This is a genomic window from Streptomyces sp. NPDC102462 (assembly GCF_044765425.1).
Classification (GTDB): domain Bacteria; phylum Actinomycetota; class Actinomycetes; order Streptomycetales; family Streptomycetaceae; genus Streptomyces.
The window spans coordinates 173,919-197,161 of record NZ_JBIWKB010000003.1; the positions used below are offsets into that span (position 1 = coordinate 173,919).

Sequence of the window (23,243 nt, forward strand, 5' to 3'; positions counted from 1 at the left end):
ACGGCCCCAGCAGACAAGCCGGTTCGGCCCCACGGACTGCTGGGCATGCCGCCACGCCCGTGCGCCCGGGAGACCGTCTCCCGCCGAGGTCGTCCGTCACCCGATCTCACACCCTCGGCTGCACTCGGGCGATCCGGCGCAACACCCTTGGTGCGAAACGTGAGATGAGGTGCATACCGCGTGCCTCCGGGGTGACCGGGACCACCGCCTCGTTGCGCACCACCGACCGCAGGATCGCCTCGGCCACCTTCTCCGGCGGGTAGTTGCGCAGCCCGTACAGCCGTGCCGTGCGCTGCCGCCTGCGGTGCTGCTCCGCGTCGTCCACGCCGGTGAAGCGTGCCGTGGACGTGATGCCGGTGTGGACGAACCCGGGGCATATCGCGGTCACCCCGATGCCCTGGCCCGCGAGTTCGGCGCGCAGGGACTCGCTGAGCATGAGCACCGCCGCCTTGGAGGTGCTGTAGGCGGGCAGTGCCCGGGAGGGCTGATAGGCCGCCGCCGAGGCGATGTTGACGATATGGCCGCCCTGGCCGCGCGCGGCCATCCGTCCGCCGAACAGACGGCAACCGTGAATGACACCCCACAGGTTGACGTCCAGGACCGTGCGCCAGTCGTCCGGTGTGGTGTCGAAGAACGATCCCGACAGGCCGACGCCGGCGTTGTTGACCAGCACGTCCAGCACGCCGTACTCGGTGGTGACCTTCTCGGCGAGCTTTTCCATGGCTTCCTCGTCGGAGACGTCGGCGGTCTCCGCCCAGGCGGCCGGGGCGCCGAGCAGCCGGGCCGACTCGGCGGTGCGGGCGGCGGACGCGGTGTCCCGGTCGACGGCCACCACGCGCGCGCCGGACTCCGCGAACGCCAACGCCGTCGCCCGCCCGATGCCGCTGCCCGCGCCGGTGACCAGCACCAACTGCCCGCCGAAGCGGTCCGCGTACCGACCGGTGGGCCGCGTCGCCTGTGGGCGTCCGCTCTCGATCCGAGTGATGAACTCGGTGATCCAGGCGGCCAGTTGGTCGGGGCGTGTGCGCGGGATCCAGTGCTTGGCCGGGAGCGTGTGACGGGTCGACCGCGGAGCCCACCGCTCCAGTTCGTCGTACAGCTTCTCGGACAGGAACGCGTCCCCCAGGGGCGTGATGAGCTGCACGGGCGCGTGCGCATACGCGTCCGTGCGCGGACGGCGCAGCCGGAAGCGCACGTTGTCCCGGTACAGCCACGCGCCGTGCGCGGCGTCCGTGGGCAGCGACTTGGTCGGATAGTCGCCGCCGGGTACCCGCTCGGACCGCTCCAGGATCTTCGGCCAGCGCCTGCCGAGCGGGCCGCGCCAGGCCAACTCGGGCAGGACGGGCGTGTGTAGCAGGCAGACGTACCAGGACCGGGCGCCCTGGCCGAGGAGTTGGCCCACCCGGCGGGGTGTGGGACGCCGCACGCGCGCGTTGATCCAGTGTCCGACGTGGTCGAGGGACGGACCGGACATCGAGGTGAAGGACGCGATGCGGCCTTCGGTGCGCCGGACCGTGACGAACTCCCAGGACTGCACCGATCCCCAGTCGTGCCCCACCAGGTGCACCGGCCGGCCGGGGCTGACCGCGTCCGCGACGGCCAGGAAGTCGTCCGTGAGCTTGGCCAGGGTGAAGCCGCCGCGCAGCGGCCGCGGCGCCGTCGAGCGGCCATGGCCGCGCACGTCGTACAGCACCACGTGGAAGCGGCCGGCGAGCCGGGCGGCGACCTCGGACCAGACCTCCTTGCTGTCCGGATAGCCGTGCACCAGCACCACCGTCGGCTGCTCCGGGTCGCCCAGCTCCGCCACGCACAGCTCGACCCCGCCCGTGCGCACCCAGCGCTCCCGCGCGCCCTTCAGCACCGTCACCTGTCCTCCGCCCGGCACCCCGGTCCCCCACGCCCGAACCGGCTCGCGCCCTTCCCGTGCTCCCGGCCGTGTGCGGACTCCGCCCGGCCGTGTGGACTCCGCGTACCCCCGGTCGCCGGTCGTGATACTCGCCCGTAACCTGACACGGGTGAATGTGACAGTCGTCAGAGTCGGCGTCAACAGCAGGGGTGGCGGGCTGTGGACAACCGCGCGCAGCTCTCGGGACGGGCATCCCCTAAGGACCACGTACTACTCCAGGGGGACCTCAAGACGGCTCTCCGGTCTGACGACCGCCGTGCTCCGCGTCACTACCGTCGAAGCGTGACTGTGATCGCGACCGAAAGCCTGAGCAAGCGGTTCCCCCGGGTGACCGCTCTTGACCGGCTCTCCGTGGACGTGGGACCCGGTGTGACGGGTCTCGTGGGCGCCAACGGGGCCGGCAAGTCCACACTGATCAAGATCCTGCTGGGTCTGTCCCCCGCCACCGAGGGCCGCGCAGCGGTGCTGGGCCTCGACGTCGCGACCGAGGGCGCGGCCATCCGCGAGCGGGTCGGGTACATGCCGGAGCACGACTGCCTGCCGCCCGACGTCTCGGCCACTGAGTTCGTCGTCCACATGGCCCGCATGTCCGGACTCCCGCCGGCCGCCGCGCGCGAGCGCACCGCGGACACCCTGCGCCATGTCGGCCTCTACGAGGAGCGCTACCGCCCCATCGGCGGCTACTCGACCGGCATGAAGCAGCGAGTGAAGCTCGCCCAGGCGCTGGTCCACGACCCGCAGCTGGTCTTCCTCGACGAGCCGACCAACGGCCTCGACCCGGTCGGCCGCGACGAAATGCTCGGCCTGATCCGCCGCGTCCACACGGACTTCGGCATCTCGGTCCTGGTCACCTCCCATCTGCTGGGCGAACTGGAGCGCACCTGCGACCACGTCGTCGTGGTCGACGGCGGCAAGCTCCTGCGCTCCAGCTCCACCCGGGACTTCACGCAGACCACCACCACCCTCGCGATCGAGGTCACCGACAGCGACGCCCACCCGGACGGCACCCGCGCGGTGCGCGACGCGCTCCACGCGCGCGGGGTGGACATCCAGGACGAGGGCGGTGGCCTGCCCGGCGCCGGACACATCCTGCTGCTCACCGCGTCCGGCGAGGACACCTACGACCTGGTCCGCGATGTCGTCGCCGACCTCGGCCTCGGCCTGGTGCGCATGGAGCAGCGCAGGCACCACATCTCGGAGGTGTTCCGGGACGGCGAAGAGCAGCGGAAGGAGGCGGTCGGCCATGGCAGTTGAGCACCCTGCGGCCACGCCCTCGGGTCACCAGTCCCGCATCCACAACATCGGCTACCGCACCTACGACGGCCCCCGTCTGGGCCGTTCCTACGCCCGCCGATCCCTGTACTCGCAGTCCCTGCGCGGCGCCTACGGCCTCGGCCGCTCGGTGAAGTCCAAGGTGCTGCCGATGCTGCTGTTCGTGGTGATGTGCGTGCCCGCCGCCATCATGGTCGCGGTCGCCGTCGCCACCAAGGCGAAGGACCTGCCGCTGGACTACACGCGGTACGCGATCGTCATGCAGGCGGTCATCAGCCTGTACGTCGCCTCGCAGGCACCCCAGTCCGTCTCCCGGGACCTGCGCTTCAAGACCGTGCCGCTGTACTTCTCGCGGCCGATCGAGACCGCCGACTACGTCCGCGCGAAGTACGCGGCACTGGCCTCGGCGCTGTTCATCCTGACCGCGGCCCCGCTGACCGTGCTCTACGTGGGCGCGCTGCTGGCCAAGCTCGGGTTCGCCCACCAGACGAAGGAATACGCACAGGGGCTGGTCTCCGTGGCACTGCTCTCCCTGCTGTTCGCCGGTATCGGCTTGGTCATCGCGGCCGTCACCCCGCGTCGCGGCTTCGGCATCGCCGCCGTGATCGCCGTGCTGACCATCTCCTACGGCGCGGTCTCCACCCTCCAGGCCATCGCCGACGCGCAGGGCAGCACCGGCGCGATCTCCTGGATCGGACTGTTCTCGCCGATCACCCTCATCGACGGCGTGCAGTCCGCCTTCCTGGGAGCCACCTCCGCCTACCCGGGCGGGATCGGCCCGTCCAGCGGCGAAGGCGTGGTCCACGTGCTGGTCGCGCTGGGCCTGATCGCCGCCGCCTACGGCCTCCTCATGCGCCGCTACCAGAAGGTGGGACTGTGACCACGCTCTCCATCGACCACGTCTCCCGCTGGTTCGGCAACGTGGTCGCCGTCAACGACATCACCATGACCATCGGCCCCGGTGTCACCGGCCTGCTCGGCCCCAACGGCGCCGGAAAGTCCACCCTCATCAACATGATGGGCGGCTTCCTCGCCCCCTCCACCGGTTCCGTCACCCTCGACGGACAGCCGGTGTGGCGCAACGAGGACATCTACCGGCACATCGGCATCGTCCCCGAACGCGAGGCGATGTACGACTTCCTCACCGGACGTGAATTCGTCGTCGCCAACGCCGAGTTGCACGGCCTGGGCGACAAGGCCGCGAGCCGCGCCCTGGCCACGGTCGAGATGGAGTACGCACAGGACCGGAAGATCTCCACGTACTCCAAGGGCATGCGCCAGCGGGTGAAGATGGCCTCCGCGCTCGTCCACGACCCGTCGCTGCTGCTGCTCGACGAGCCGTTCAACGGCATGGACCCGCGCCAGCGCATGCAGCTCATGGAACTGCTGCGGCGCATGGGCGACGAGGGCCGCACGGTGCTGTTCTCCTCGCACATCCTCGAAGAGGTCGAGCAACTGGCCTGGCACATCGAGGTCGTCGTCGCCGGACGGCACGCGGCCAGCGGCGACTTCCGGCGGATCCGCCGCCTGATGACTGACCGACCGCACCGCTACCTGGTGCGCTCCAGCGACGACCGGGCCCTCGCGGCGGCGCTGATCGCCGACCCGTCGACGGCCGGCATCGAGGTCGACGTCACCGAGGGGGCGCTGCGCATCCAGGCCGTCGACTTCGGCCGCTTCACCACCCTGCTGCCGAAGGTCGCCCGCGACCACGGCATCCGGCTGCTCACGGTCTCGCCGTCGGACGAGTCCCTGGAGTCCGTGTTCTCGTACCTGGTCGCGGCGTAGGAGGCCGAAGATGTACGACCCCACAGTCGCCCGGCTCACCTACCGGGCCCTGCTCGGCCGCCGCCGGGCCCTCATCCTCGGCGCGCTGCCGCTGCTGCTGATCGTGATCTCGCTGGCCGTGCGGTCCCTCGCCGGAGCCGACGATCAGACGGCCTCGGACGTGCTGGGCGGTTTCGCGCTGGCCACCATGGTGCCGATCATCGGCGTCATCGCGGGCACCGGAGCGATCGGTCCGGAGATCGACGACGGCTCCGTGGTGTATCTGCTGTCCAAGCCGATCAAGCGGCCGGCGATCATCTTCACCAAGCTGATCGTGGCGATCGCGGTGACCATGGTGTTCTCCGCGGTGCCGACACTGATCGCGGGCCTGATCCTCAACGGCAACGGACAGCAGATCGCCGTCGCCTACACGGTGGCCGCGCTGGTCGCCTCGATCGCGTACGCGGCGCTCTTCCTCCTCCTCGGCACGGTCTCCCGGCACGCGGTGGTCTTCGGGCTCGTCTACGCGCTGGTCTGGGAGGCGCTGTTCGGCTCCCTGGTGCCCGGCGCGCGCACCCTCAGCGTCCAGCAGTGGTCGCTGGCCGTGGCCCACAAGGTCGCGGGCGGAGACCTGGTCACCTCGGACGTGGGACTGACCACGGCGACGGTGCTGCTGGTGGCGGTCACCGTGCTGGCCACCTGGTACGCGGGTCAGAAGCTGCGCTCGCTGACGCTGGCCGGCGAGGAGTAGGCGCCGGCTTCTTGACGGGGGCTTCACCTCGGCCCCGGCACACTGTGACAAAGGGGACGATCGGCTGGGAGGCACGGGGATGGCTGACGAGGCGCCGCAGTACGAGGCGGGCGGGCGGTCCGGGGACGAGGTGTGGGACGGGATCGTCCTGGACGACGACTTCATACGGGCTGCCGACCACTCCGAGCCGTCCGCGCGGGCCCGTATGCTCGCGGCCCGCTGGCGTGCGCAGGAGCCCGAACCCCAGCCATGGCGGTCGGACGACCCGCCGGCCGGATGGTTCTTCAGCAAGGCCCGGCGGCGCAGGTGGCGCCGCCGGTAGCCGAGTGCACGTCCGGCGCGGCGGCGGCCGGAACCGGGGCGGGCTCACGCGGGCCGGTCGGCGGGGCCGTGGCGATGGCCGGTTAATTCGGTGGCGTCCGATTCGGCGGCCCGGCACAGTAGTTGTGCCCGCACCGCCGGGAGGGACCCGGCGCCGCGTTCTGGGAGAGGAGCCGGGCGATGTCCATGCACGACAGTTCGCCTGGTTCCCGACAGGGCAGCCCGCGGCGGCCTCCGGAGTGACTACCCGCTCCGTATGAGCCCGCCCCGCACGGGGGGCTGCCCGGGGCGGCCGCTTCGAGCACGCGATGTCGCTCTCGCGTGGGCCGCCCACCCGGAGGATTGGCCGAGTGGTAAGGCACCGGCTTGCTAAGCCGTGGTCGGGCTGGAAAGCCCGCGCACGTTCGATCCGTGCATCCTCCGCGAGACGTTGTCACTGTGACTTGGCCGGGCTTCTTGGCTCGGGGTGGGTTCAGCAGGCCCCGGTGACCCGACCAGAGGCCGACTGCCCATCGCGGGCTACCGAAAGCGCCGCCGCCCGGGCACCACGGCCCCCGGCCCACCGCCGAAGCGAGACCGCCGCCTCCCGGACGGCTCCCGCCTCCGGGGGTGGCTCCCGCCCCCTCCGCTGCCTTCTGCCGCACGGGCGTGGTTTCCGCCTCCGGGCGTGGCTCCCGACCCCTGGGCGTGGTTTCCGCCTCCCGGCGCGGCTCTCGCCCTATGGGCCTGGTTTCCGCCTCCCGACGTGGCTTCCACCCCTCGGCGTGGCTTCCGCGGCGCGGCGTGGTTTCCGCCTCCGGGCGTGGCTTTTGCTGCACGGGTTGGCACCCGCCGCACGGGCGTGGTCTCCGCCCCCCGGCGTGGCTTCCGTCCCGGGGCGTGGCACCCGCCGCACGGCGTGGCTCTCGCCCACGGCGTGGCTTCTGCTGCACGGGCGTGGTTTCCGTCCCCGGGCGTGATTTCCGCCTCCTGGCCTGGCTCTCGCCCCCTGGGCGTGGTTTCCGCCTCCGGGCGTGGCTCCTGCCTCCCGGCGTGGCCTTTGCTGCATGGGTAGGGCTTCCGCCGCATGGGCGTGGCTTCTGCCGAGTCTGCGCTGCAGCCGGTTCGCGGACGCCGCTCTTTGGCAAGCAGGCAAGCAGCGGGGTGGGTGAGGGTGGTGCTGGGCTTGTCTTCGTGCCGAGTTCAGGGGAGGAGGCGTTCCAGGACGTGGGCGATGCCGTCCTCTTCGTTCGAGGTCGTCACCTCGTCCGCCACGGCCTTCAGCTGCTCGTGGGCGTTGGCCATCGCCACCCCGTGGGCCGCCCAGCCGAACATCGGGATGTCGTTGGGCATGTCGCCGAAGGCGATCGTGTCGGCCGCCTTCAGCCCGAGCCGGCGGGCCGCCAGGGAGAGACCCGTCGCCTTGGACAGGCCCAGCGGCAGCAGCTCGACGATGCCCTCGCCGGCCATCGCGACCGTGACGAAGCCGCCCGCGGCGCCCCGCGCCGCCTCGGCCAACTCGTCGTCCGACAGCTCCGGGTGCTGCACATAGATCTTGTTCAGCGGAGCGGCCCACAGATCGGCCGCGTCCGTGAAGGGCGTCGCCGGCAGCGCGCCGGTGAGCGTGTACCCGGGTCCGACCAGCACCTCGCCGTCCAGGCCGGCCCGGCTCGCCGCCAGGAACAGCGGGCCGACCTCGGCCTCGATCTTGGCCAGGGCCACCTGCGCCAGCTGACGGTCCAGGGTCACGGCCGTCAACAGGCGGTGCTCGCCGGCGTCGTACACCTGCGCGCCCTGCCCGCACACCGCGAGGCCCTGGTAGCCGAGGTCGTCGAGGACATGCCGGGTCCAGGGGACCGCGCGGCCCGTGACGACGATGTGCGCCGCGCCCGCCGCGGTGGCCGCGGTGAGCGCGTCACGGGTGCGCCGCGAAACCGATCCGTCCTCGCGCAGCAGTGTGCCGTCGAGGTCGGTGGCGACGAGTGCGTAGGGGAAGGCGGAGGTCACTTGGCCACTGGCTCCAGGACCTCCCGGCCGCCCAGGTACGGGCGCAGCACCTCGGGAACACGCACGGAACCGTCGGCCTGCTGGTGGTTCTCCAGTATCGCCACGATGGTGCGCGGCACGGCGCACAGCGTGCCGTTGAGGGTGGCGAGCGGCTTGACCTGCTTGCCGTCGCGGACCCGGATGGCCAGCCGGCGGGACTGGAACTCGGTGCAGTCCGAGGTCGAGGTCAGCTCGCGGTACTTGCCCTGGGTGGGGATCCACGCCTCGCAGTCGAACTTGCGGGAGGCCGACGCGCCGAGGTCACCGGAGGCGACGTCGATGACGCGGTACGGCAGCTCCAGCGAGGTCAGCCACTGCTTCTCCCACTCCAGCAGCCGCCGGTGCTCCTCCTGCGAGTCCTCCGGGGCGACGTAGGAGAACATCTCGACCTTGTCGAACTGGTGCACCCGGAAGATGCCCCGGGTGTCCTTGCCGTGCGAGCCGGCCTCGCGGCGGAAGCAGGGCGAGAAGCCCGCGTAGCGCAGCGGCAGCCGGTCGGCGTCCAGGATCTCGTCCATGTGGTAGGCCGCCAGCGCCACCTCGGAGGTGCCCACCAGGTACAGGTCGTCCTTGTCCAGGTGGTAGACGTCCTGTGCCGCCTGGCCGAGGAAGCCGGTGCCGGCCATGGACTGCGGCCGGACCAGTGCCGGGGTCAGCATCGGCGTGAAACCGGCCGCCGTGGCCTGGGCCATCGCCGCGTTCACCAGGGCCAGCTCCAGCAGGGCGCCGACGCCGGTGAGGAAGTAGAAGCGCGACCCGGAGACCTTGGCGCCGCGCTCGACGTCGATCGCGCCGAGCAGCTGGCCCAGTTCCAGGTGGTCCTTGGGCTTGAAGCCCTCGGCGTCGAAGTCGCGGATCGTGCCGTGCGTCTCCAGCGTGACGAAGTCCTCCTCGCCGCCGACGGGCACGTCGGGGTGGACGAGGTTGCCGAGCCGGACGAGCAGTTCCTGGGTCTCGGCGTCGGCCGCGTCGCGTTCCGCGTCGGCGGCCTTGACATCGGCCTTGAGCTGTTCCGCGCGCTTGAGCAGTTCGCCCTTCTCGTCGCCGGCGGCCTTGGGGATGAGCTTGCCGAGCTGCTTCTGCTCGGCACGCAGCTCGTCGAAGCGGACGCCGGACGACCTGCGCCGCTCGTCGGCGGACAGGAGGGAGTCGACGAGCGCGACATCCTCTCCACGGGCGCGCTGGGACGCGCGCACACGGTCGGGGTCCTCACGGAGCAGGCGAAGGTCAATCACGCGCTCAAGGCTACCGGTGCCGGGTTGCCGCCCACGAATCACTATTCCGGCGCGTTCCGAACCGCCACCTACGTTGAGTTATGCGGCATTTGCGCGGTGTGGCGAGATGAAGGCGATGCGTGGCGGTGTGTGGCGGTGTGTGGCGGTGTGTGTCAATGGCGACCGTCTCACTCCCCGGGACGAGGCAGGCGCAAGGCGTCGGGTTGACTCGAATCCCTTGTGGAGAGCGGGACTTGGGCGCTCGGTTGTCCACAGGAATCCACACCCCCGCAAGAGTTATCCACAGGCTGTGTGGAAGAACTGTGGATTTCGGAATTGATCACTCCGCAACGGCTGCCCGAGCCGAAGAATTCCCGGTGCAAACCGGGGTGGCACCCGCTTATGGGTGGAAACGGGTCGCCCCTGAAGATGAACCATGAGAAACGGGTGGACGAAGGGTGACCGGCATGGCGGTGGCCCCGCGCGGGCCGCCAGGGTGATTTGTCGACCGGCCGGCGCTCCCTTGTCGACTTGTCCCCAGGTCGAGAAGAGGGCCTGTGGATAACTCCTGTGGATAACGAAGATATGCAGGTAGGACTGGCTAGAAACGACCGTCCTGGCACCGCGCCACCCAGTCGGCCGCCGCCACGAACTCCGCGTCCGATGTACCGGGCGGTGTGGGCCGCACCCCGTCCGGCCCGACGTCCGCCCGCGGGTACGAGCCGAGGTACCGCACCTGGAGACAGATCCGCTTCAGCCCCATCAGGGCCTCCGCCATCCGGCGGTCGGAGATGTGCCCCTCGGCGTCCACACAGAAGCAGTAGTTGCCGATGCCGGCACCGGTGGGCCGGGACTGGAGCAGCATCAGGTTGATGCCGCGGGTGGCGAACTCGCCGAGGAGATCGCGCAGTCCGCCCGGGTGGTCGTCGCGCTGCCACAGCACGACGGAGGTCTTGTCCGCGCCGGTCGGAGCGGCGGGCCGGGCCGGCCGGCCGACCAGCACGAACCGTGTCTGCGCGTTCTCCGCGTCGTGGATCCCGGTCTCCAGCGGGACGAGGCCGTACCGGGCGGCGGCGAACTCGCCCGCGAAGGCGGCGTCGTACCGGCCCTCCTGGACCAGGCGGGCGCCGTCCGCGTTCGACGCGGCCGACTCCCAGGTGACGTCCGGCAGATTGGCCCTGAGCCAGTTGCGGACCTGCGGCTGGGCCGCCGGGTGGGCGGTGACCGTCTTGATGTCCGACAGCTGGGTGCCGGGCCGCACCAGCAGCGCGAAGGTGATCGACAGCAGCACCTCGCGGTAGATCATCAACGGGGCGCCCGCGACCAGCTCGTCCAGGGTCGTCGTGATGCCGCCCTCGACCGAGTTCTCGATGGGCACGAACGCGGCCTCGGCCTCACCGGTGCGCACCGCGTCCAGCGCGGACTGCACGGACACGTACGGGATCAGCTCCCGGGTGGCCGCCTCCGGAAGCGTGCGCAGGGCGACCTCGGTGAAGGTGCCCTCGGGACCCAGATACGCATAGCTCGCTGGCATGACCTCACCCTAATGGGCGCAGGCGAGCCCGGCCCACGCGTCTCGTCACAGACCCTCCAGGGAGTGAACCGACGCCCCCCGGGGTCTCAGCCCTCCAGCAGCCGCTGCCCCACGTACTCGCCCCGCGCCGCGCCGCCCGGGACGGCGAACAGGCTGCTCGCCTCGTGCCGGATGAACTTCGACAGGGCGTCACCCCGGTCCAGCTTGCGCTGCACCGGCACGAAGCCGCGCAGCGGATCCGCCTGCCAGCAGATGAACAGCAGCCCCGCGTCCGGCGTCCCGTCCGGGTCGAGGCCGTCGTGGTAGGAGAACGGGCGCCGGAGCATCGCCGCGCCCCCGTTCTGGTCGGGCCGGGTGATACGGGCGTGCGCATTGACGGGGACGACGTAGGTGCCCTGGCCGTCGGCCTTCTCCAGGTCCATCTCGGTGGTCTCGGTGCCCCCGGACAGCGGTGCCCCGTCGGACTTGCGGCGCCCTATGACGCTCTCCTGGGCGGCGAGGGTCAGCTTCTCCCAGTCGTCGAGGAGCATGCGGATACGGCGTACGACGGCGTACGAGCCGTTCGCCATCCAGGCGGGCTCGCCCGACGCGGGCACGAAGATCCGCTTGTCGAAGTCCGCGTCCGTCGGCTTCGGATTGCGGGTGCCGTCGATCTGGCCCATCAGATTGCGGGCCGTCATCGGGTGGGCGGTGGCGCCGGGGCTGCGGTTGAAGCCGTTCATCTGCCAGCGCACGCGGGCCGCGGCGCCGGCGTCCTTCTGGATCGCGCGCAGGGCGTGAAAGGCCACCAGGGCGTCGTCGGCGCCGATCTGCACCCACAGGTCGCCGTTGCTGCGCGCCTTGTCGAGCCGGTCGGAGGAGAAGTCGGGCAGCGGATCGAGGGCGGCCGGGCGCTGCTTCTCCAGGCCGGTGCGGGTGAAGAAGTCGTGCCCGAAGCCGAAGGTGATCGTCAGCGAGGACGGGCCGGCGTCCCGGGCCACATCGGTGTCGTCATGCGCGGCCGGCTCGCCCGCCATCAGCCGTTCGGCCGTCGCCGACCAGCGGCGCAGCAGGGCCGCCGCCTCCCGGCGGCCCGCGCCCGCCACCAGGTCGAAGGCGATGAGGTGGCCGCGGGCCTGAAGGCCCTCGGTGATGCCGGGCTGATGTTTCCCGTGAAACATCGCCCGGCCGGCGCCCAGCGAGGTCAGCGGCGTGGCCTGGGCGGGCGCGGCGGCGTAGCCCACGGCCGCGCCCGCCGCGCCGAGCACCGCACCGGTGGCGCCGGCGGTGCCGAGCAGCTTCCGCCGGGACATCCCCGTCACGGTGCCGTTGCGTTCCGCGGCGGGTTCCTCGGGGGCGGTCACGTCGGAGCGTGTGGTCTGGTCAGCCATGGTGCGGTTCAGCCGATCTGCGCGTTCTTGGAGACGGTCGTCTGGTCGATGTCGGAGGTCCGCACGGTCACGGCGATCTTCCAGTCGCCGGCCATGGGGATCTGCACTCCGCTCGCCGACCAGTGCCCGGTGGTGATGTGGTCGGGTGTGACGGGCAGCGGCCCGATCTTCTTCGCGTCGAGGGTGAAAGCGATCTTGACCTCGGGGATGTCGAAGGCCCGGCCGTTGGGGCGCTGCACATAGACATGCAACTCGTTGCCGCCCACGCGCGCGGGGTCGAGATCGATCCGCACCAGTCCCTTGCCGTCCTTGCCGCCCGTGTCGAAGGGCATGTCCAGGGTCAGTGCCCCGGACGGGTCCGACGCGGAGGAGTCCGACGCCGAGGAGGACGCGGACGACGACTGGGCGGCCTGCGCCTCCAGCTCCGTACGGCCCGGTTCGGTCTGCGTCAGCGCGGTGGTGACGGCGAGCAGGACGACGGCGACGCCCGCCTCGGCGAGCACCGAGCGGCGCAGGCCGAACCGGCTCGGGTCGGCGTCCCGCAGCCGCTTCTGCCGGGCGGCGTCCACGGCGGCCCGCTGCCGGGCCAGCTGGGTGGCGCGCTTGCCGTCGCCCGCACCGCCCGCGGGCGCGGCCGCGGCGGACCGCGCGGACCCGGCGGACGCGGACTGCTCCTTCCTGGCCTGCGCCTTCCCGGACGCCGAACCGGCCACGTCCATGAGCCGGGCCGTCCACCGCCGGGAGATCGACGCGATACCGACCAGCAGCACCACAAGACCGATCTTGACGAGCAGCAACTGCCCGTACCGGGTGTCGGTGAACGCCGACCAGGCGCCGAGCTGCCGCCAGGACTGGTAGATGCCGGTGGCGACCAGCGTGAGCACGGATGCGAAGGCGACGGTGGAGAAGCGGCGTACGGCGGCCTCACCGACCGGCGTTCCGGCGGGTGCCCAGTACAGCGAGACGAGGAGGGCGACCAGACCGCCCAGCCAGGTGGCGACCGCCAGCAGGTGCAGCACGTCGACCGGCATGGCGATGCCCGGCTGCAGACCGGTCGAGGCGTGCTCGGCCATGGCCCAGCTCGCCGCGAGCCCGGCGGCCACCACGGACCCGCCGACCGCGAGCCCGAAGGTCAGATCGCGCTTCTCCCCGTCCTCGCGCTTGTCGTAGGCGCCGAAGAGGACGGCGATGAACAGCGCGGCGGCGGCGAGCAGCAGCAGCCGGGAGACCAGCGCGGCCCCGGTCTTGGTCTGCAGCACCTGACCGAGCAGGTTCAGGTCGAAGATGTCGCCGAACGTCCCGGAGCCGGTGTAGGAGCCGCGCAGGAGCAGCAGCCACAGCGTGGCCGCGGTCAGCGCGACCCATCCGCCGACCACCAGCCGCTGCAGCGCCCGCACCCCGGAGCCGCGCTGCCAGCAGGCCAGGACGAAGGCAGCCCCGCCCACCAGCACGATGAAGCCCGCGTACGACACATAGCGGCCGAACCCGTAGAGCCAGCCGACGACCCCGCCGCCCACGGTCTCACCGGACACCGAGACCGTGGTCGTGGAAGGGGCGCCCACGGAGAAGGTGTAGGCACCGGCTACGGGATGGCTGTCGGCGGAGACGACCTGGTAGGCGACGGTGTACGTGCCGTCGGCCAGGCCGGCGACGAGCCGCACCGAGTACGTCGTGCCGCTCACGTTGGACGGCTCGCCGGAGTCGACCCGCTTGCCCTTGGGGTCCAGGACCCGCAGTGAGCCGCTGCTCATCGACACCTGCTCGGAGAAGGTGAGCGACACCTGGTCCGGCGCCTTGTCGACCACCACCCCCTGTGCGGGGTCGCTGCCGGTCAGCGCGGCGTGCGCGGAGGCCGGACCGGCGCCGGCGAGCAGCGCGCCGGTGACGGCGAGGAACAGCAGCACCAGGGTCCGCATGCGGGGGGTGATGGTCCGCGTCAAGGGTGGTCCCTCCTCAGTGTCCGGTCGACGGGTTGTACGTGGCCGACTTCACCGGCATCTCGACGGTGAGGGGGCCGGATTCGGCGAAGTCCAGCCGAAGCGTGATCGTGTCGCCCTGCTTCGGCTTGCGCTTCAGGCTCTCGAACATCAGATGGTTGCCGCCGCTGCTGAACACGAGTCGGCCGTGGGCCGGGACCGTGAAGGAGGCGGCCTCCTGCATGGCCCCGCCGGTGGTGGAGTGCAGGGTGACCCGCCCGGCCACGTCGCTGCTGGCCGAGGTCAACTCGTCTTTCGTACCGCCCTTGTTCACTATCGTCAGGAACCCGGCCGCCATGTCCGCGGAGACCGGCTGCGGCATGTAGGCGGAGCCGACCGAGAGGTCCGCCGCCGAGCCGCCCTTCGCCTCGCCCTTCGCGTCGTCGGAGCCGCCGCAGCCCGCGAGGGCCAGCGCGGCCGCGAGCGCGGCGGCGGGCACGGCGAGACGCCTCACGGTTTTGCTCCCTTGACGATCTCGGGGAGGTCCTTGGTGTAGTCGTCGACCGTGGCGTCCTCGCCGTAGAGCAGATAGCCCCCGTCGGTCTTCGGCGAGAACGCGACGACCTGCGTGCCGTGGACGGAGACCAGCTTGCCGTTCTTGTCCTTGGTCGTCGGTTCGATGGAGATGCCGAGGGAGCGGGCACCGGCCTGGACGGTGGGGAAGTCGCCGGTCAGGCCGATGAACCGGGAGTCGATGCCGTTGAGCCACTTGCCCAGCTCGGCGGGGGTGTCACGGTCCGGGTCGGTGGTGACGAACACCACCCGCAGCTCGTCCTGTTCCGCCTTCGGCAGCGCCTTCTTGGCGACCGCGATGTTGTTCATCGTCAGCGGGCAGACGTCGGGGCAGTGCGTGTAGCCGAAGTAGACCAGCGTGGGCTTGCCCTTGGTCTCCGCGCGCAGGTCGTACTTCTTGCCGTGCGTGTCGGTGAGGACCAGGTCGGGCTTCTCGAACGGCTTGTCGAGGATGGTCACGGCCCTGGCCGAGCCGGACTCCTCGGAGACCACGGCGATCGGCGACTTGCCGTCGTCCCCGCTGCCGCAGGCGGAGAGGGTCAGGGCGGCGGCGGCGAGCAGTCCGGCCGCGGTGAACGTCTTCTTGCGCATAGAAAAATGTCCCAGATGTGAGATATCCGGCGGGCGCCGGGGGTCGTGCGGGGGTCGCTCGACCCCCGGTGCCCGCCGCTGGTGAACAGGCTCAGGCGGTGGTCCGCCGGCGCCCGGCGGCCACGCCGTACCCGACGCCCGCCACGCCGACGACGATGCCGACGATGCCGAGCACACGTGCGGTGGTGTCACTGCCGCCGGAGGAGTCGGTGGCCTTGGTGTCGGCGGCGGCGTTCTCGGTCTTGCCCGCGGTGTCCGCCTTGTCGGAGGCGGCGTCGGCGCCCGAGGAGTGCCCGTCCTGCCCGGCGGCCGACAGCGCGAGGACCGGGGCCGGGTTGTCCGGTTCGGCCTGGCCCTCCTGCGGCACCTCGATCCAGCGCACGACCTCCTTGTTGGAGTACGTCTGGATCGCCTTGAACACGAGCTGGTCGGTGTCCTCGGGCAGGGCGCCGACGGACAGCGGGAACTTCTGGAAGTAGCCCGGCTCGATGCCCTTGCCGTTGGCGGTCCAGGTGACCTTGGTGACGGCCTCGCTGATCTTCTCGCCGTGCGATTCGAGGGGCTTGTCCAGCTTGGACCTGGTGACCTTCACGTCCCAGCCGGCTACCGGCTGCGGCATCACCGAGGCCAGCGGGTGGTCGGCGGGGAGGTTGATCTCCAGCTTGGTGGTCGAGGCGTCATCGCGCTCGTTGGGGACCTTGAAGTCGACGACCGCGTAGCCGCCCTTGGCCGCCGTGCCCTCCGGCTGCACGGACACGTGCGCGAAGGCGGGGGCGGACAGGGCGAGGACGGCCGAGCCGGCGACGACGGTGGCGGCGGCGATACGAGAAGCCTTCATGGCAGACAGCACTCCACTCCGAGTGAGTTCCGGTGGTTCCGGTCAGGAAGAGGGGCGCGCGCGGTGCACGCGCGCGTGCCGCACGACGGCGGCCGGCCCTGTCCTCTCCTTCCGGGTTCCGGTGGAGCGGCGGTCCGTCGCGTCAGGCGGCGAGGACGACTGCGGCGGCGGCCGGGGGGCCGCGCCGGACCACCGTGTGCTGGAGTGCGATCGTGTGCGGGGCGGGCGCTCGGTCCCGCGTGCGCCGGTGGCGCGGACCCGGGCCCGGTTCGGTGCACAGGCCACCCCGCAGCGCGCGGGTCAGCGCGAGCGCCCCGCGCAGGGACCGTACGAGCGCCGCCTCGGCGACTCCGTGCGCCGACAGTTCCATCAGACGCAGCAGCGCCACGTCGCCGCGGCGCAGCAGCCAGCCGACGGCGACCGCCGCGAGGACATGGCCGAGCAGCATCGGCAGCGACGGCAGCAGCGCATCCGCCGACGAAGCGGCCGAAGCGGCCGAACCGGCCGAGCCGGCGGGGTCGACCGCGTGGTGCACGGCGCCCGAACCGTTGATGACCTGGGCGTCGGCCAGGATCCGGTAGGCGTGGGCCGGGGTGATCGCCGCCGCGCCGGCGCCGCACACGAGCCGCGCGGCCTGTTCGACCAGCGTGGCGTCGCTCATCCCGCCCATCGAGCCCATCGACGTCATCGAGCCCATCGACGCCGTCGACCCGGTCGAGCCCGCCGACACCGCGCCGGACGCCATGGCGGCCGTACCGTGCTGACCCAGCCCGAACAGCACGTGCAGCGCGGTCTGACCGACCGCCAGCAGCGCGGCGATGCCCGGCAGCGAGCGTGCCCGGCCGGCGAGCGGCGCCACGAGCACCATCGAGCCCAGGAAGCCGGCACCCAGCGTCCACAGCGGAACGGAGGCGCAGGAGGCCAGCACGTGCCCGGCCGCGGCCAGCGCGACGCAGGCCGCGGCGAAGACCGCGGCCCGCAGGACCCGGAGTTGGTGTCCGGAGCGCGCCGTGCGCGGCTGGGGGGCAGACATGGCGGGCTCATCATCCCACTGGAGCCCCGCGTGTCCCACGGCAGGTCCGAAAGTCCCCCATACACCGATTCCTGGCGGAACGCATCCGCCGTATGGGCGGCGTCACGTCACGGGTGTGCTTACACCGGCGTGCACGCGGCAATACGTAACGGTATGTCGAGCCGCGGCCAGGAGGCTGGAGCATGAGCATCTGGTGGTCACTCCATCTGCGCCGCGAAGCCGCGAGCGTTCCCCTCGCCAGACGGTTGCTGCTGGGGACCATGGAGACGGCAGGTGTGGACCCCGACATCTCCTACGACCTGTCCGTCGCCCTGAGCGAGGCCTGTGCGAACGCCGTCGAGCACGGCGGTGACAGAACGCGCGGCGCCTCTGAGGCGTACCGCGTGACCGCCTACCTCGACGGCGAGAAGTGCCGCATCGAGGTGACCGACTCAGGTCCCGGCTTCGCGCGACCCCCTGCGGTGCGCGCCCCGCGCGTGGACGCGGAGCACGGCCGCGGGCTGTGCCTGATCCGGGAACTCGCCGATCATGTGCACATCGGCGACAAGCCGGGGCGCGGCGGCACGGTGGTGAGCTTCGACAAGATGCTCAAGTGGACCAGGGACCCCACCCTGCTCACGGCATGACGACCGGCACCCGGTGACTTCCCGGTGCCCCGCACAGCCGCCCCTCGGCCTGCGCCGCCGCGCCCGGCCATCCGGCTACGGCGTCAGCCCTTCAGCGTGGTCATCCACGCCTCGACCTCGTCGGAGCGGCGTGGCAGGCCGGCGCTGAGGTTCCGGTTGCCGTCGTCGGTGACGAGGATGTCGTCCTCGATGCGGACGCCGATGCCGCGGTACTCCTCGGGCACGGTCAGGTCGTCGGCCTGGAAGTACAGGCCCGGTTCGACGGTGAGCACCATGCCGGGTTCCAGGACGCCGTCCACGTACGACTCGGTGCGCGCGGCGGCGCAGTCGTGGACGTCCAGGCCGAGCATGTGGCCGGTGCCGTGCAGGGTCCAGCGGCGCTGCAGGCCCAGTTCGAGGACGCGTTCGACGGGGCCCTCGGCCAGGCCCCACTCGACGAGCCGTTCGGCCAGTACGCGCTGGGCGGCGTCGTGGAAGTCGCGGTACTTGGCGCCCGGCCTGACGGCCGCGATCCCGGCCTCCTGGGCGTCGTACACGGCGTCGTAGATCTTCTTCTGGATCTCGCTGTAGGTGCCGTTGACCGGCAGGGTGCGCGTGACGTCCGCGGTGTAGAGGGTGTGGGTCTCCACGCCGGCGTCGAGCAGGAGCAGGTCGCCGGAGCGCACGGGGCCGTCGTTGCGGACCCAGTGCAGTGTGCAGGCGTGCGGTCCGGCCGCGCAGATGGAGCCGTAGCCGATGTCGTTGCCCTCCACGCGCGCGCGGAGGAAGAACGTTCCCTCGATGTAGCGTTCGCTGGTCGCCTCGGCCCTGTCGAGGACCTTCACGACGTCCTCGAAGCCGCGCACGGTGGAGTCGACGGCCTTCTGCAGCTCGCCGATCTCGAAGTCGTCCTTGACCAGCCGTGCCTCGGAGAGGAAGACCCGCAGTTCCTCGTCGCGCTCGGCGGTGACCTTGTCGGTCAGCGCGGCCTCGATCCCGGCGTCGTACCCGCGCACGACGCGGACCGGGCCGGTGGCCTCGCGCAGCCGGTCGGCCAGCTCGCGCACGTCCGCGGCCGCAATCCCGTACAGCGCCTCCGACTCGGTGAGCGAGTGGCGGCGGCCGACCCACAGCTCGCCCTGGCCGGAGAGCCAGAACTCGCCGTTCTCGCGGTCGGAGCGGGGCAGGAGGTAGATCGTCTCCCGGTGGCCGTCGGCGGTGGGCTCCAGGACGAGCACGCCGTCCTCGGTCTGGTCGCCGGTGAGGTACGCGTACTCGACCGACGCCCGGAAGGGGTAGTCCGTGTCGTTCGAGCGCACCTTCAGGTTGCCCGCGGGCACGACCAGGCGCTCGCCCGGGAACCGGGCGGACAGCGCGGCACGGCGGCGCGCGGTCTGTTCTGCCTGCGCGATCGGCTTCAGATCGTGCAGCTCCGTGTCGGCCCAGCCGGACTTCATGTTCTCGGCCAGCTCGTCGGAAACGCCCGGGTACAGGCCGTTCTTACGCTGCTTGATCGGCTCCTCCGACTCAGTCTCCGGGGTCTCCGGGTTGAGTTCGTCGGCCACGGTCATCCTCCTCGATACGGCACGGATCCTCCCCCGAGCACTCGGCGCTCTGGGCTCCGCCCGAGCAGGGGGACCTTCATCATCGTACGGTCGTACCGCGCCGGACCTTGGGGCCGGACGACCTGTTATGCCCGGTCATACGCCCTCCGCACGGACCCACCCGACGGAAACGCCCACCGGGACCGGCGTTCGCCGCCAGCGGTGGGCACGGCGTTTCGGCGGCAGCGGCGGCTCGGAGCACGTTCGGCCGAAGTGGCGCTTGTGACGGTGTCCGGCCGAAGCGGTGGTCGGGGCGGTGTTCGGTCGGCGCGGTGGGCCGGGACCACGTCCGGCTGAACCGGCGGGCTGGGACCAGTTCGGCCGAAGCGGCGCGGTCAGGACGTCGAAGTGGTGGTCGGGGCGGTGTTCGGTCGGCGCGGTGGGCCGGTGTTCCGCCGGTGGTCAGTCGAAGCGTGCGGCCAGCAGTACGACGTCCTCCTCGCTGTCCGCGGCGCCCTGCCCGTCCGGCAGCATGGCCCGCAGTACATGGTCCGCGAGGGCACCGGGATCGCGGCGCAGCGCGCGCGGCGCCCCCGCGCCCGCCGCGTGCAGCCGGGCGAAGGCACGGTCCATGGCGTCGCCGGTGCGCCGCAGCAGCCCGTCGGTGTAGAGCAGAACCGTCTCTCCGGCCTCGGCCTGGATCTCCGCGCTAGGCGCCTCCCAGCAGGCGAGCATTCCCAGGGGCGCGGACACGGAGGTCTCCGCGAACTCGGTGCGCCGCTCGCCGATCAGCAGCGGTGGGCTGTGGCCGGCGCCGGCCAGGGTGACCTTGCGCAGCGCCGGTTCGCAGTAGGCGAACAGGGCGGTGGCGGAGCGGGCGGGCTCGGTCAGGCGCAGCAGCAGTTCGAGGTCGGACAGGACGGCGACCGGGTCCTCGCCCTCCATCACGGCGTACGCCCGCAGGGACGCCCGCAGTCGGCCCATCGCGGCGACCGCGCTCGGGCCGGACCCGGTGACCGAGCCGACCGCGAGGCCGAGCGCGGCGTCCGGCAGCGGCAGCGCGTCGTACCAGTCGCCGCCGCCGCGCGGGCCGCTGCTGTGCCGGGCGGCGAGCTGGACGCCGGCCACCCGGGGCAGCCGGGAGGGCAGCAACTCCTCGGCGACGGTGGCCATGCACGCGCGCGTGCGTTCCAGTTCCAGCAGCCGGGCCAGGTGTTCGGTGGCGTAGCGGATGTACAGGCCGGCGAGGTGGCGCTGCCGCTCGTGCGGCTCGGCGGGTTCGTCGTAGAACCAGACGGCCGCGCCCAGACGGCCGGCGGCCGGGGTGGACAGCGGCAGGGCGTAGCTGGCGGCATAGCCGAGGCGTACGGCCACCTCGCGGTGGCGGGGGTCGAGGCCGTCCTCGGCGAACAGGTCGGGGTGGGCGATCTCGCCGGCGCCGCCGGGCAGTCCGGCCGCCGTGTCGAGGAGCCCGCCGTAGGGCAGGGCGCCGCGGGGCACGGTCTCCATGTGGCCGAGATCCGACCGGGCGAGGCCCAGGCCGACCGTCCTGCCGAGGCCGCGGCCGTCGTCCGGTTCCAGTACGACGAGACCGCGCCGGGCGCCCACGAGGGCGGCTCCGGCGCGCAGCAGTTCCTGGAGTGCGGGGTCGAGCGAGTCGGTGCGGGCGAGACGTTCGGTGAGTTCGTGAAGGGTCGTGAGGTCGGAGACCCAGCCGGCCAGCCGGTCCTGGAGGAGGGCGCCGGGCGGCGGGGCGTGGGGGACGGAGGTCTTCGTCACGGGAGGCGTGCCCGGGGCGGCGGTGACTGGCGCGACAGTGTGTGCTGGCGTGGGGAGTGTTGAATCGATTCCGGCCACTTTCGGAGGGTGCGGGGCGTTCATGGCGTCCGGCCTTCAGACCGGTGCGTATTGCTCCATAGCATCGCAAACCCCCATGTCATTCTGCGCCGCTGGCAATGTCTCCACATGTACACGCACTCGTGAGGGGATGTCCAGCATTGTCCTGCTGGGATTCCTGGTGTCCACGGGTCTGTTGTGGGTTTTCGCCGGACCCCTTGCGCAATGCCAAAGTTGGCTCAAAACTGCCTCGGGTATCGGTTCATTGCGGTCGACTGGCCTTGCTCCACGGAGCGTCACAGCGGTCGTGATGGGTACGTACTCGGAGAAGGCCAGGGGTGGTTGGGGGTCACCCGGAACCTGGCGACGGACCCGGGCGTCTTAACCACCGACGACCGTGCCCCATCCTCCCGTGGCGGAGGCGAAGAGAGACAAGCGTGACGGCAGAGCGCCGGACTTCGCCACCCCCACGCCGCGGCCGTGTTGTTGACAGACGCAGTAAGGGCGCGGAAACGGCCAACGCTCGACCCCTTGGGGATCCCCTTGCCCGGAGCAGGGGTGTGATGCGCCAACAGGTACGCACAGTGAAGTGATCGACACATGATGTGATGTGGTCCACGGTGTTGCCAGCGGTGCAACGGAAAGGAACGAGCGCTCATGCGCGAGATCCTCGGAAGGCGACGCAGGCTCCTGTCCAGGCGGAACGGCGGGGGGCCTGACCTGGTCAGCGCGGCCCTGACCTTCGCGGCGGAATGGCAGTGGCCGGTGCTCCCGGGCGTGGCACCGGACCCGCAGGGCCGGGCCCGCTGCGCCTGTCCCGACCCGGAGTGCACCGTGCCCGGTGCGCACCCCTTCGACCCCGGCCTCCTCGCGGCCACCACCGATGCGCGCATGGTGCGCTGGTGGTGGGCCAACCGGCCCGAAGCGCCCATCGTCCTCGCCACCGGAGGCAAGGCGCCCTGCGCGGTCAGCCTGCCGGCCCCCGCGGCGGCCCGCGCCCTCGACGCCCTCGACCGCCGCGGCATGCGACTCGGCCCGGTGATCGCCGCGCCCACCCGATGGGCCCTGCTCGTCAAGCCCTACTCCATGGAGCAGCTGGGCGAACTGCTCTACGCCAAGGACTTCGTCCCCGGCTCGCTCCGCTTCCACGGCGACGGCGGCTACCTCGCCCTGCCCCCGTCCGAGACCGGCCAAGGCGCCATCCGCTGGGAGCGCGCCCCGCTGCCCGGCTCGGCCGCGCCCTGGGTGCCCGATGTGGAGGCCGTGGTGGACGCCGTGGTCGACGCGCTCACTCGTACGGGTGTGAGCGCGCCCGAGTTGTAGGGGTGTCGGGCGCGCGCGGCGCCCGGCGCCCGCGCCCGCTCGTTATCGTCCGCCCATGAACGTTCGTCTGCTCGCCCTGGCGGGCATCGCGGCATGCTCGCTGGCACTGCCGCTGGCCGTGGCCTCCGCGGGCCCCGTCGGCGACGCGGGCGGAGCGGCCGTACGCCGTTCCCCGCAGGAGGCGGCCCACGGTGCGCCGTACGAGCCCTCGTACGACCGTGTACCGCGCGACGCGCGTGACGACGAGAAGAACTCACCCGCCGTGCCCGGCCAGGCTCCGATGCTGCTCGGTCTGGGCCTCGCCACGGCCGCCCGCTGCGGCCCGGAACTCTCCTCCCCCGACGGCATCGAGGCGCAGACCTGTGTCCTGACCCAGGGCGCTGACACCTGGGCCCGTACCTACTACCGCAACGCCACCGGGGCCGCGCTGGACTCCGTGCTGAGCCTCATGGGGCCCGGCGACCGCACCGTGCGGATGCACTGCTCGGTGGGCGCCGACGACGTGCCCGGGACCTGCGAGACACCGCGGGAGCGCACCCGGGGCGCGCTGGACGGATACACCGCGGTCACCGAGTTCTCCGAGCGCAGGGGCCAGGGGCCGCTGCTGCTCAGGTCGGGCAGCAACTCCGGTGCCTTGGACGGCAGTTGACGTAGGACTGCGCTGCGTACCGCGCGGCAGGGCATGGAAAGGCCCGGTTGCTGGCGACGGGGGATGCACCAGCAACCGGGCTACTGGAACGGTAACAAGAGATCGGCGGTTCGCAAATTCCGCCTTGGCTATTCGGACACCGATTTCCCTGTCCCGACGGGGAGTTGTGACAGGA

At 71.7% G+C, this 23,243-nt stretch carries 20 protein-coding genes and 1 tRNA gene; 9 read left to right on the plus strand and 12 right to left on the minus strand.

Going from position 1 to position 23,243, the window contains the following annotated elements:
- Window positions 1-106: 106 nt before the first annotated feature.
- Window positions 107-1,867 carry an SDR family oxidoreductase gene (locus ACIRFL_RS04430; protein ID WP_404023761.1) on the minus strand — a complete coding sequence of 587 codons (1,761 nt, stop codon included), beginning with the start codon at window positions 1,865-1,867 and terminating at the stop codon, window positions 107-109.
- A 327-nt stretch (window positions 1,868-2,194) separates the two neighbouring features.
- Between ACIRFL_RS04430 and ACIRFL_RS04435 the strand changes: the two genes are divergently transcribed.
- From ACIRFL_RS04435 to ACIRFL_RS04460, 6 genes are all read left to right on the plus strand, one after another.
- Window positions 2,195-3,160, plus strand: coding sequence for an ABC transporter ATP-binding protein (locus tag ACIRFL_RS04435; RefSeq protein ID WP_404023915.1), 966 nt, complete (start codon window positions 2,195-2,197; stop codon window positions 3,158-3,160).
- A complete protein-coding gene (locus ACIRFL_RS04440) occupies window positions 3,150-4,058 on the plus strand; it encodes an ABC transporter permease (protein ID WP_404023763.1) in 909 nt (302 codons plus the stop codon). The genes ACIRFL_RS04435 and ACIRFL_RS04440 overlap by 11 nt, the downstream gene beginning before the upstream one ends.
- Window positions 4,055-4,966, plus strand: a complete 912-nt coding sequence (locus ACIRFL_RS04445; RefSeq protein WP_404023765.1) for an ABC transporter ATP-binding protein — start codon at window positions 4,055-4,057, stop codon at window positions 4,964-4,966. The genes ACIRFL_RS04440 and ACIRFL_RS04445 overlap by 4 nt, the downstream gene beginning before the upstream one ends.
- Before the next feature lie 10 nt (window positions 4,967-4,976).
- A complete protein-coding gene (locus ACIRFL_RS04450) occupies window positions 4,977-5,696 on the plus strand; it encodes an ABC transporter permease subunit (RefSeq protein ID WP_404023767.1) in 720 nt (239 codons plus the stop codon).
- A 79-nt stretch (window positions 5,697-5,775) separates the two neighbouring features.
- On the plus strand, window positions 5,776-6,018 hold the full coding sequence (locus ACIRFL_RS04455; protein ID WP_404023769.1) for a hypothetical protein: 243 nt from the start codon (window positions 5,776-5,778) through the stop codon (window positions 6,016-6,018).
- A gap of 335 nt (window positions 6,019-6,353) precedes the next feature.
- Window positions 6,354-6,440, plus strand: a tRNA-Ser gene (locus ACIRFL_RS04460).
- Window positions 6,441-7,199: 759 nt separating this feature from the next.
- Here the strand turns inward: ACIRFL_RS04460 and ACIRFL_RS04465 are convergent.
- The 9 genes from ACIRFL_RS04465 to ACIRFL_RS04505 all read right to left on the minus strand — a co-directional run bounded on the left by ACIRFL_RS04465 (window position 7,200) and on the right by ACIRFL_RS04505 (window position 17,111).
- Complete coding sequence (locus ACIRFL_RS04465; protein WP_404023770.1) at window positions 7,200-8,003, minus strand: HAD family hydrolase; 804 nt, start codon at window positions 8,001-8,003, stop codon at window positions 7,200-7,202.
- The gene (gene serS, locus ACIRFL_RS04470) at window positions 8,000-9,277 is read right to left on the minus strand and encodes a serine--tRNA ligase (protein WP_404023772.1); all 1,278 of its coding nucleotides are present in this window, start codon (window positions 9,275-9,277) and stop codon (window positions 8,000-8,002) included. The genes ACIRFL_RS04465 and serS overlap by 4 nt, the downstream gene beginning before the upstream one ends.
- Before the next feature lie 580 nt (window positions 9,278-9,857).
- On the minus strand, window positions 9,858-10,790 hold the full coding sequence (gene pheA, locus ACIRFL_RS04475; RefSeq protein WP_404023773.1) for a prephenate dehydratase: 933 nt from the start codon (window positions 10,788-10,790) through the stop codon (window positions 9,858-9,860).
- An 86-nt stretch (window positions 10,791-10,876) separates the two neighbouring features.
- The gene (gene efeB / locus ACIRFL_RS04480; protein ID WP_404023774.1) at window positions 10,877-12,160 is read right to left on the minus strand and encodes an iron uptake transporter deferrochelatase/peroxidase subunit; all 1,284 of its coding nucleotides are present in this window, start codon (window positions 12,158-12,160) and stop codon (window positions 10,877-10,879) included.
- Window positions 12,161-12,168: 8 nt separating this feature from the next.
- Complete coding sequence (locus ACIRFL_RS04485) at window positions 12,169-14,100, minus strand: copper resistance CopC/CopD family protein (RefSeq protein ID WP_404023775.1); 1,932 nt, start codon at window positions 14,098-14,100, stop codon at window positions 12,169-12,171.
- Window positions 14,101-14,113: 13 nt separating this feature from the next.
- The gene (locus ACIRFL_RS04490; protein WP_404023776.1) at window positions 14,114-14,590 is read right to left on the minus strand and encodes a copper chaperone PCu(A)C; all 477 of its coding nucleotides are present in this window, start codon (window positions 14,588-14,590) and stop codon (window positions 14,114-14,116) included.
- The gene (locus tag ACIRFL_RS04495; RefSeq protein ID WP_404023777.1) at window positions 14,587-15,240 is read right to left on the minus strand and encodes an SCO family protein; all 654 of its coding nucleotides are present in this window, start codon (window positions 15,238-15,240) and stop codon (window positions 14,587-14,589) included. The genes ACIRFL_RS04490 and ACIRFL_RS04495 overlap by 4 nt, the downstream gene beginning before the upstream one ends.
- A gap of 91 nt (window positions 15,241-15,331) precedes the next feature.
- Complete coding sequence (locus tag ACIRFL_RS04500; RefSeq protein WP_404023778.1) at window positions 15,332-16,078, minus strand: YcnI family protein; 747 nt, start codon at window positions 16,076-16,078, stop codon at window positions 15,332-15,334.
- Between the two features lie 142 nt (window positions 16,079-16,220).
- Window positions 16,221-17,111 (minus strand): hypothetical protein, encoded by an 891-nt coding sequence (locus ACIRFL_RS04505; protein WP_404023779.1) that lies wholly within the window; start codon window positions 17,109-17,111, stop codon window positions 16,221-16,223.
- Window positions 17,112-17,293: 182 nt separating this feature from the next.
- Here ACIRFL_RS04505 and ACIRFL_RS04510 point away from each other — a divergent pair, with 182 nt between their 5' ends.
- The gene (locus ACIRFL_RS04510; RefSeq protein ID WP_404023780.1) at window positions 17,294-17,737 is read left to right on the plus strand and encodes an ATP-binding protein; all 444 of its coding nucleotides are present in this window, start codon (window positions 17,294-17,296) and stop codon (window positions 17,735-17,737) included.
- An 83-nt stretch (window positions 17,738-17,820) separates the two neighbouring features.
- Here the strand turns inward: ACIRFL_RS04510 and ACIRFL_RS04515 are convergent, their stop codons facing one another.
- On the minus strand, window positions 17,821-19,287 hold the full coding sequence (locus ACIRFL_RS04515; RefSeq protein ID WP_404023781.1) for an aminopeptidase P family protein: 1,467 nt from the start codon (window positions 19,285-19,287) through the stop codon (window positions 17,821-17,823).
- 435 nt (window positions 19,288-19,722) lie between these two features.
- Window positions 19,723-21,141, minus strand: a complete 1,419-nt coding sequence (locus ACIRFL_RS04520; RefSeq protein ID WP_404023782.1) for a PP2C family protein-serine/threonine phosphatase — start codon at window positions 21,139-21,141, stop codon at window positions 19,723-19,725.
- A 612-nt stretch (window positions 21,142-21,753) separates the two neighbouring features.
- Between ACIRFL_RS04520 and ACIRFL_RS04525 the strand changes: the two genes are divergently transcribed.
- Entirely contained in the window at window positions 21,754-22,419 is a 666-nt protein-coding gene (locus ACIRFL_RS04525; protein ID WP_404023784.1) for a bifunctional DNA primase/polymerase, read from the plus strand.
- A 55-nt stretch (window positions 22,420-22,474) separates the two neighbouring features.
- Window positions 22,475-23,068 (plus strand): hypothetical protein, encoded by a 594-nt coding sequence (locus ACIRFL_RS04530; protein WP_404023786.1) that lies wholly within the window; start codon window positions 22,475-22,477, stop codon window positions 23,066-23,068.
- Window positions 23,069-23,243 lie beyond the last annotated feature (175 nt).

Excerpts from the sequence above, each read along its gene's own strand:
- ACIRFL_RS04440 (WP_404023763.1), top strand. The coding sequence starts at position 3,150 with ATGGCAGTTGAGCACCCTGCGGCCACGCCCTCGGGTCACCAGTCCCGC.
- ACIRFL_RS04450 (WP_404023767.1), top strand. The coding sequence starts at position 4,977 with ATGTACGACCCCACAGTCGCCCGGCTCACCTACCGGGCCCTGCTCGGC.
- ACIRFL_RS04455 (WP_404023769.1), top strand. The coding sequence starts at position 5,776 with ATGGCTGACGAGGCGCCGCAGTACGAGGCGGGCGGGCGGTCCGGGGAC.
- pheA (WP_404023773.1), bottom strand. The coding sequence starts at position 10,790 with ATGCCAGCGAGCTATGCGTATCTGGGTCCCGAGGGCACCTTCACCGAG.
- efeB (WP_404023774.1), bottom strand. The coding sequence starts at position 12,160 with ATGGCTGACCAGACCACACGCTCCGACGTGACCGCCCCCGAGGAACCC.
- ACIRFL_RS04495 (WP_404023777.1), bottom strand. The coding sequence starts at position 15,240 with ATGCGCAAGAAGACGTTCACCGCGGCCGGACTGCTCGCCGCCGCCGCC.
- ACIRFL_RS04500 (WP_404023778.1), bottom strand. The coding sequence starts at position 16,078 with ATGAAGGCTTCTCGTATCGCCGCCGCCACCGTCGTCGCCGGCTCGGCC.
- ACIRFL_RS04505 (WP_404023779.1), bottom strand. The coding sequence starts at position 17,111 with ATGTCTGCCCCCCAGCCGCGCACGGCGCGCTCCGGACACCAACTCCGG.
- ACIRFL_RS04510 (WP_404023780.1), top strand. The coding sequence starts at position 17,294 with ATGAGCATCTGGTGGTCACTCCATCTGCGCCGCGAAGCCGCGAGCGTT.
- ACIRFL_RS04515 (WP_404023781.1), bottom strand. The coding sequence starts at position 19,287 with ATGACCGTGGCCGACGAACTCAACCCGGAGACCCCGGAGACTGAGTCG.
- ACIRFL_RS04520 (WP_404023782.1), bottom strand. The coding sequence starts at position 21,141 with ATGAACGCCCCGCACCCTCCGAAAGTGGCCGGAATCGATTCAACACTC.
- ACIRFL_RS04525 (WP_404023784.1), top strand. The coding sequence starts at position 21,754 with ATGCGCGAGATCCTCGGAAGGCGACGCAGGCTCCTGTCCAGGCGGAAC.
- ACIRFL_RS04530 (WP_404023786.1), top strand. The coding sequence starts at position 22,475 with ATGAACGTTCGTCTGCTCGCCCTGGCGGGCATCGCGGCATGCTCGCTG.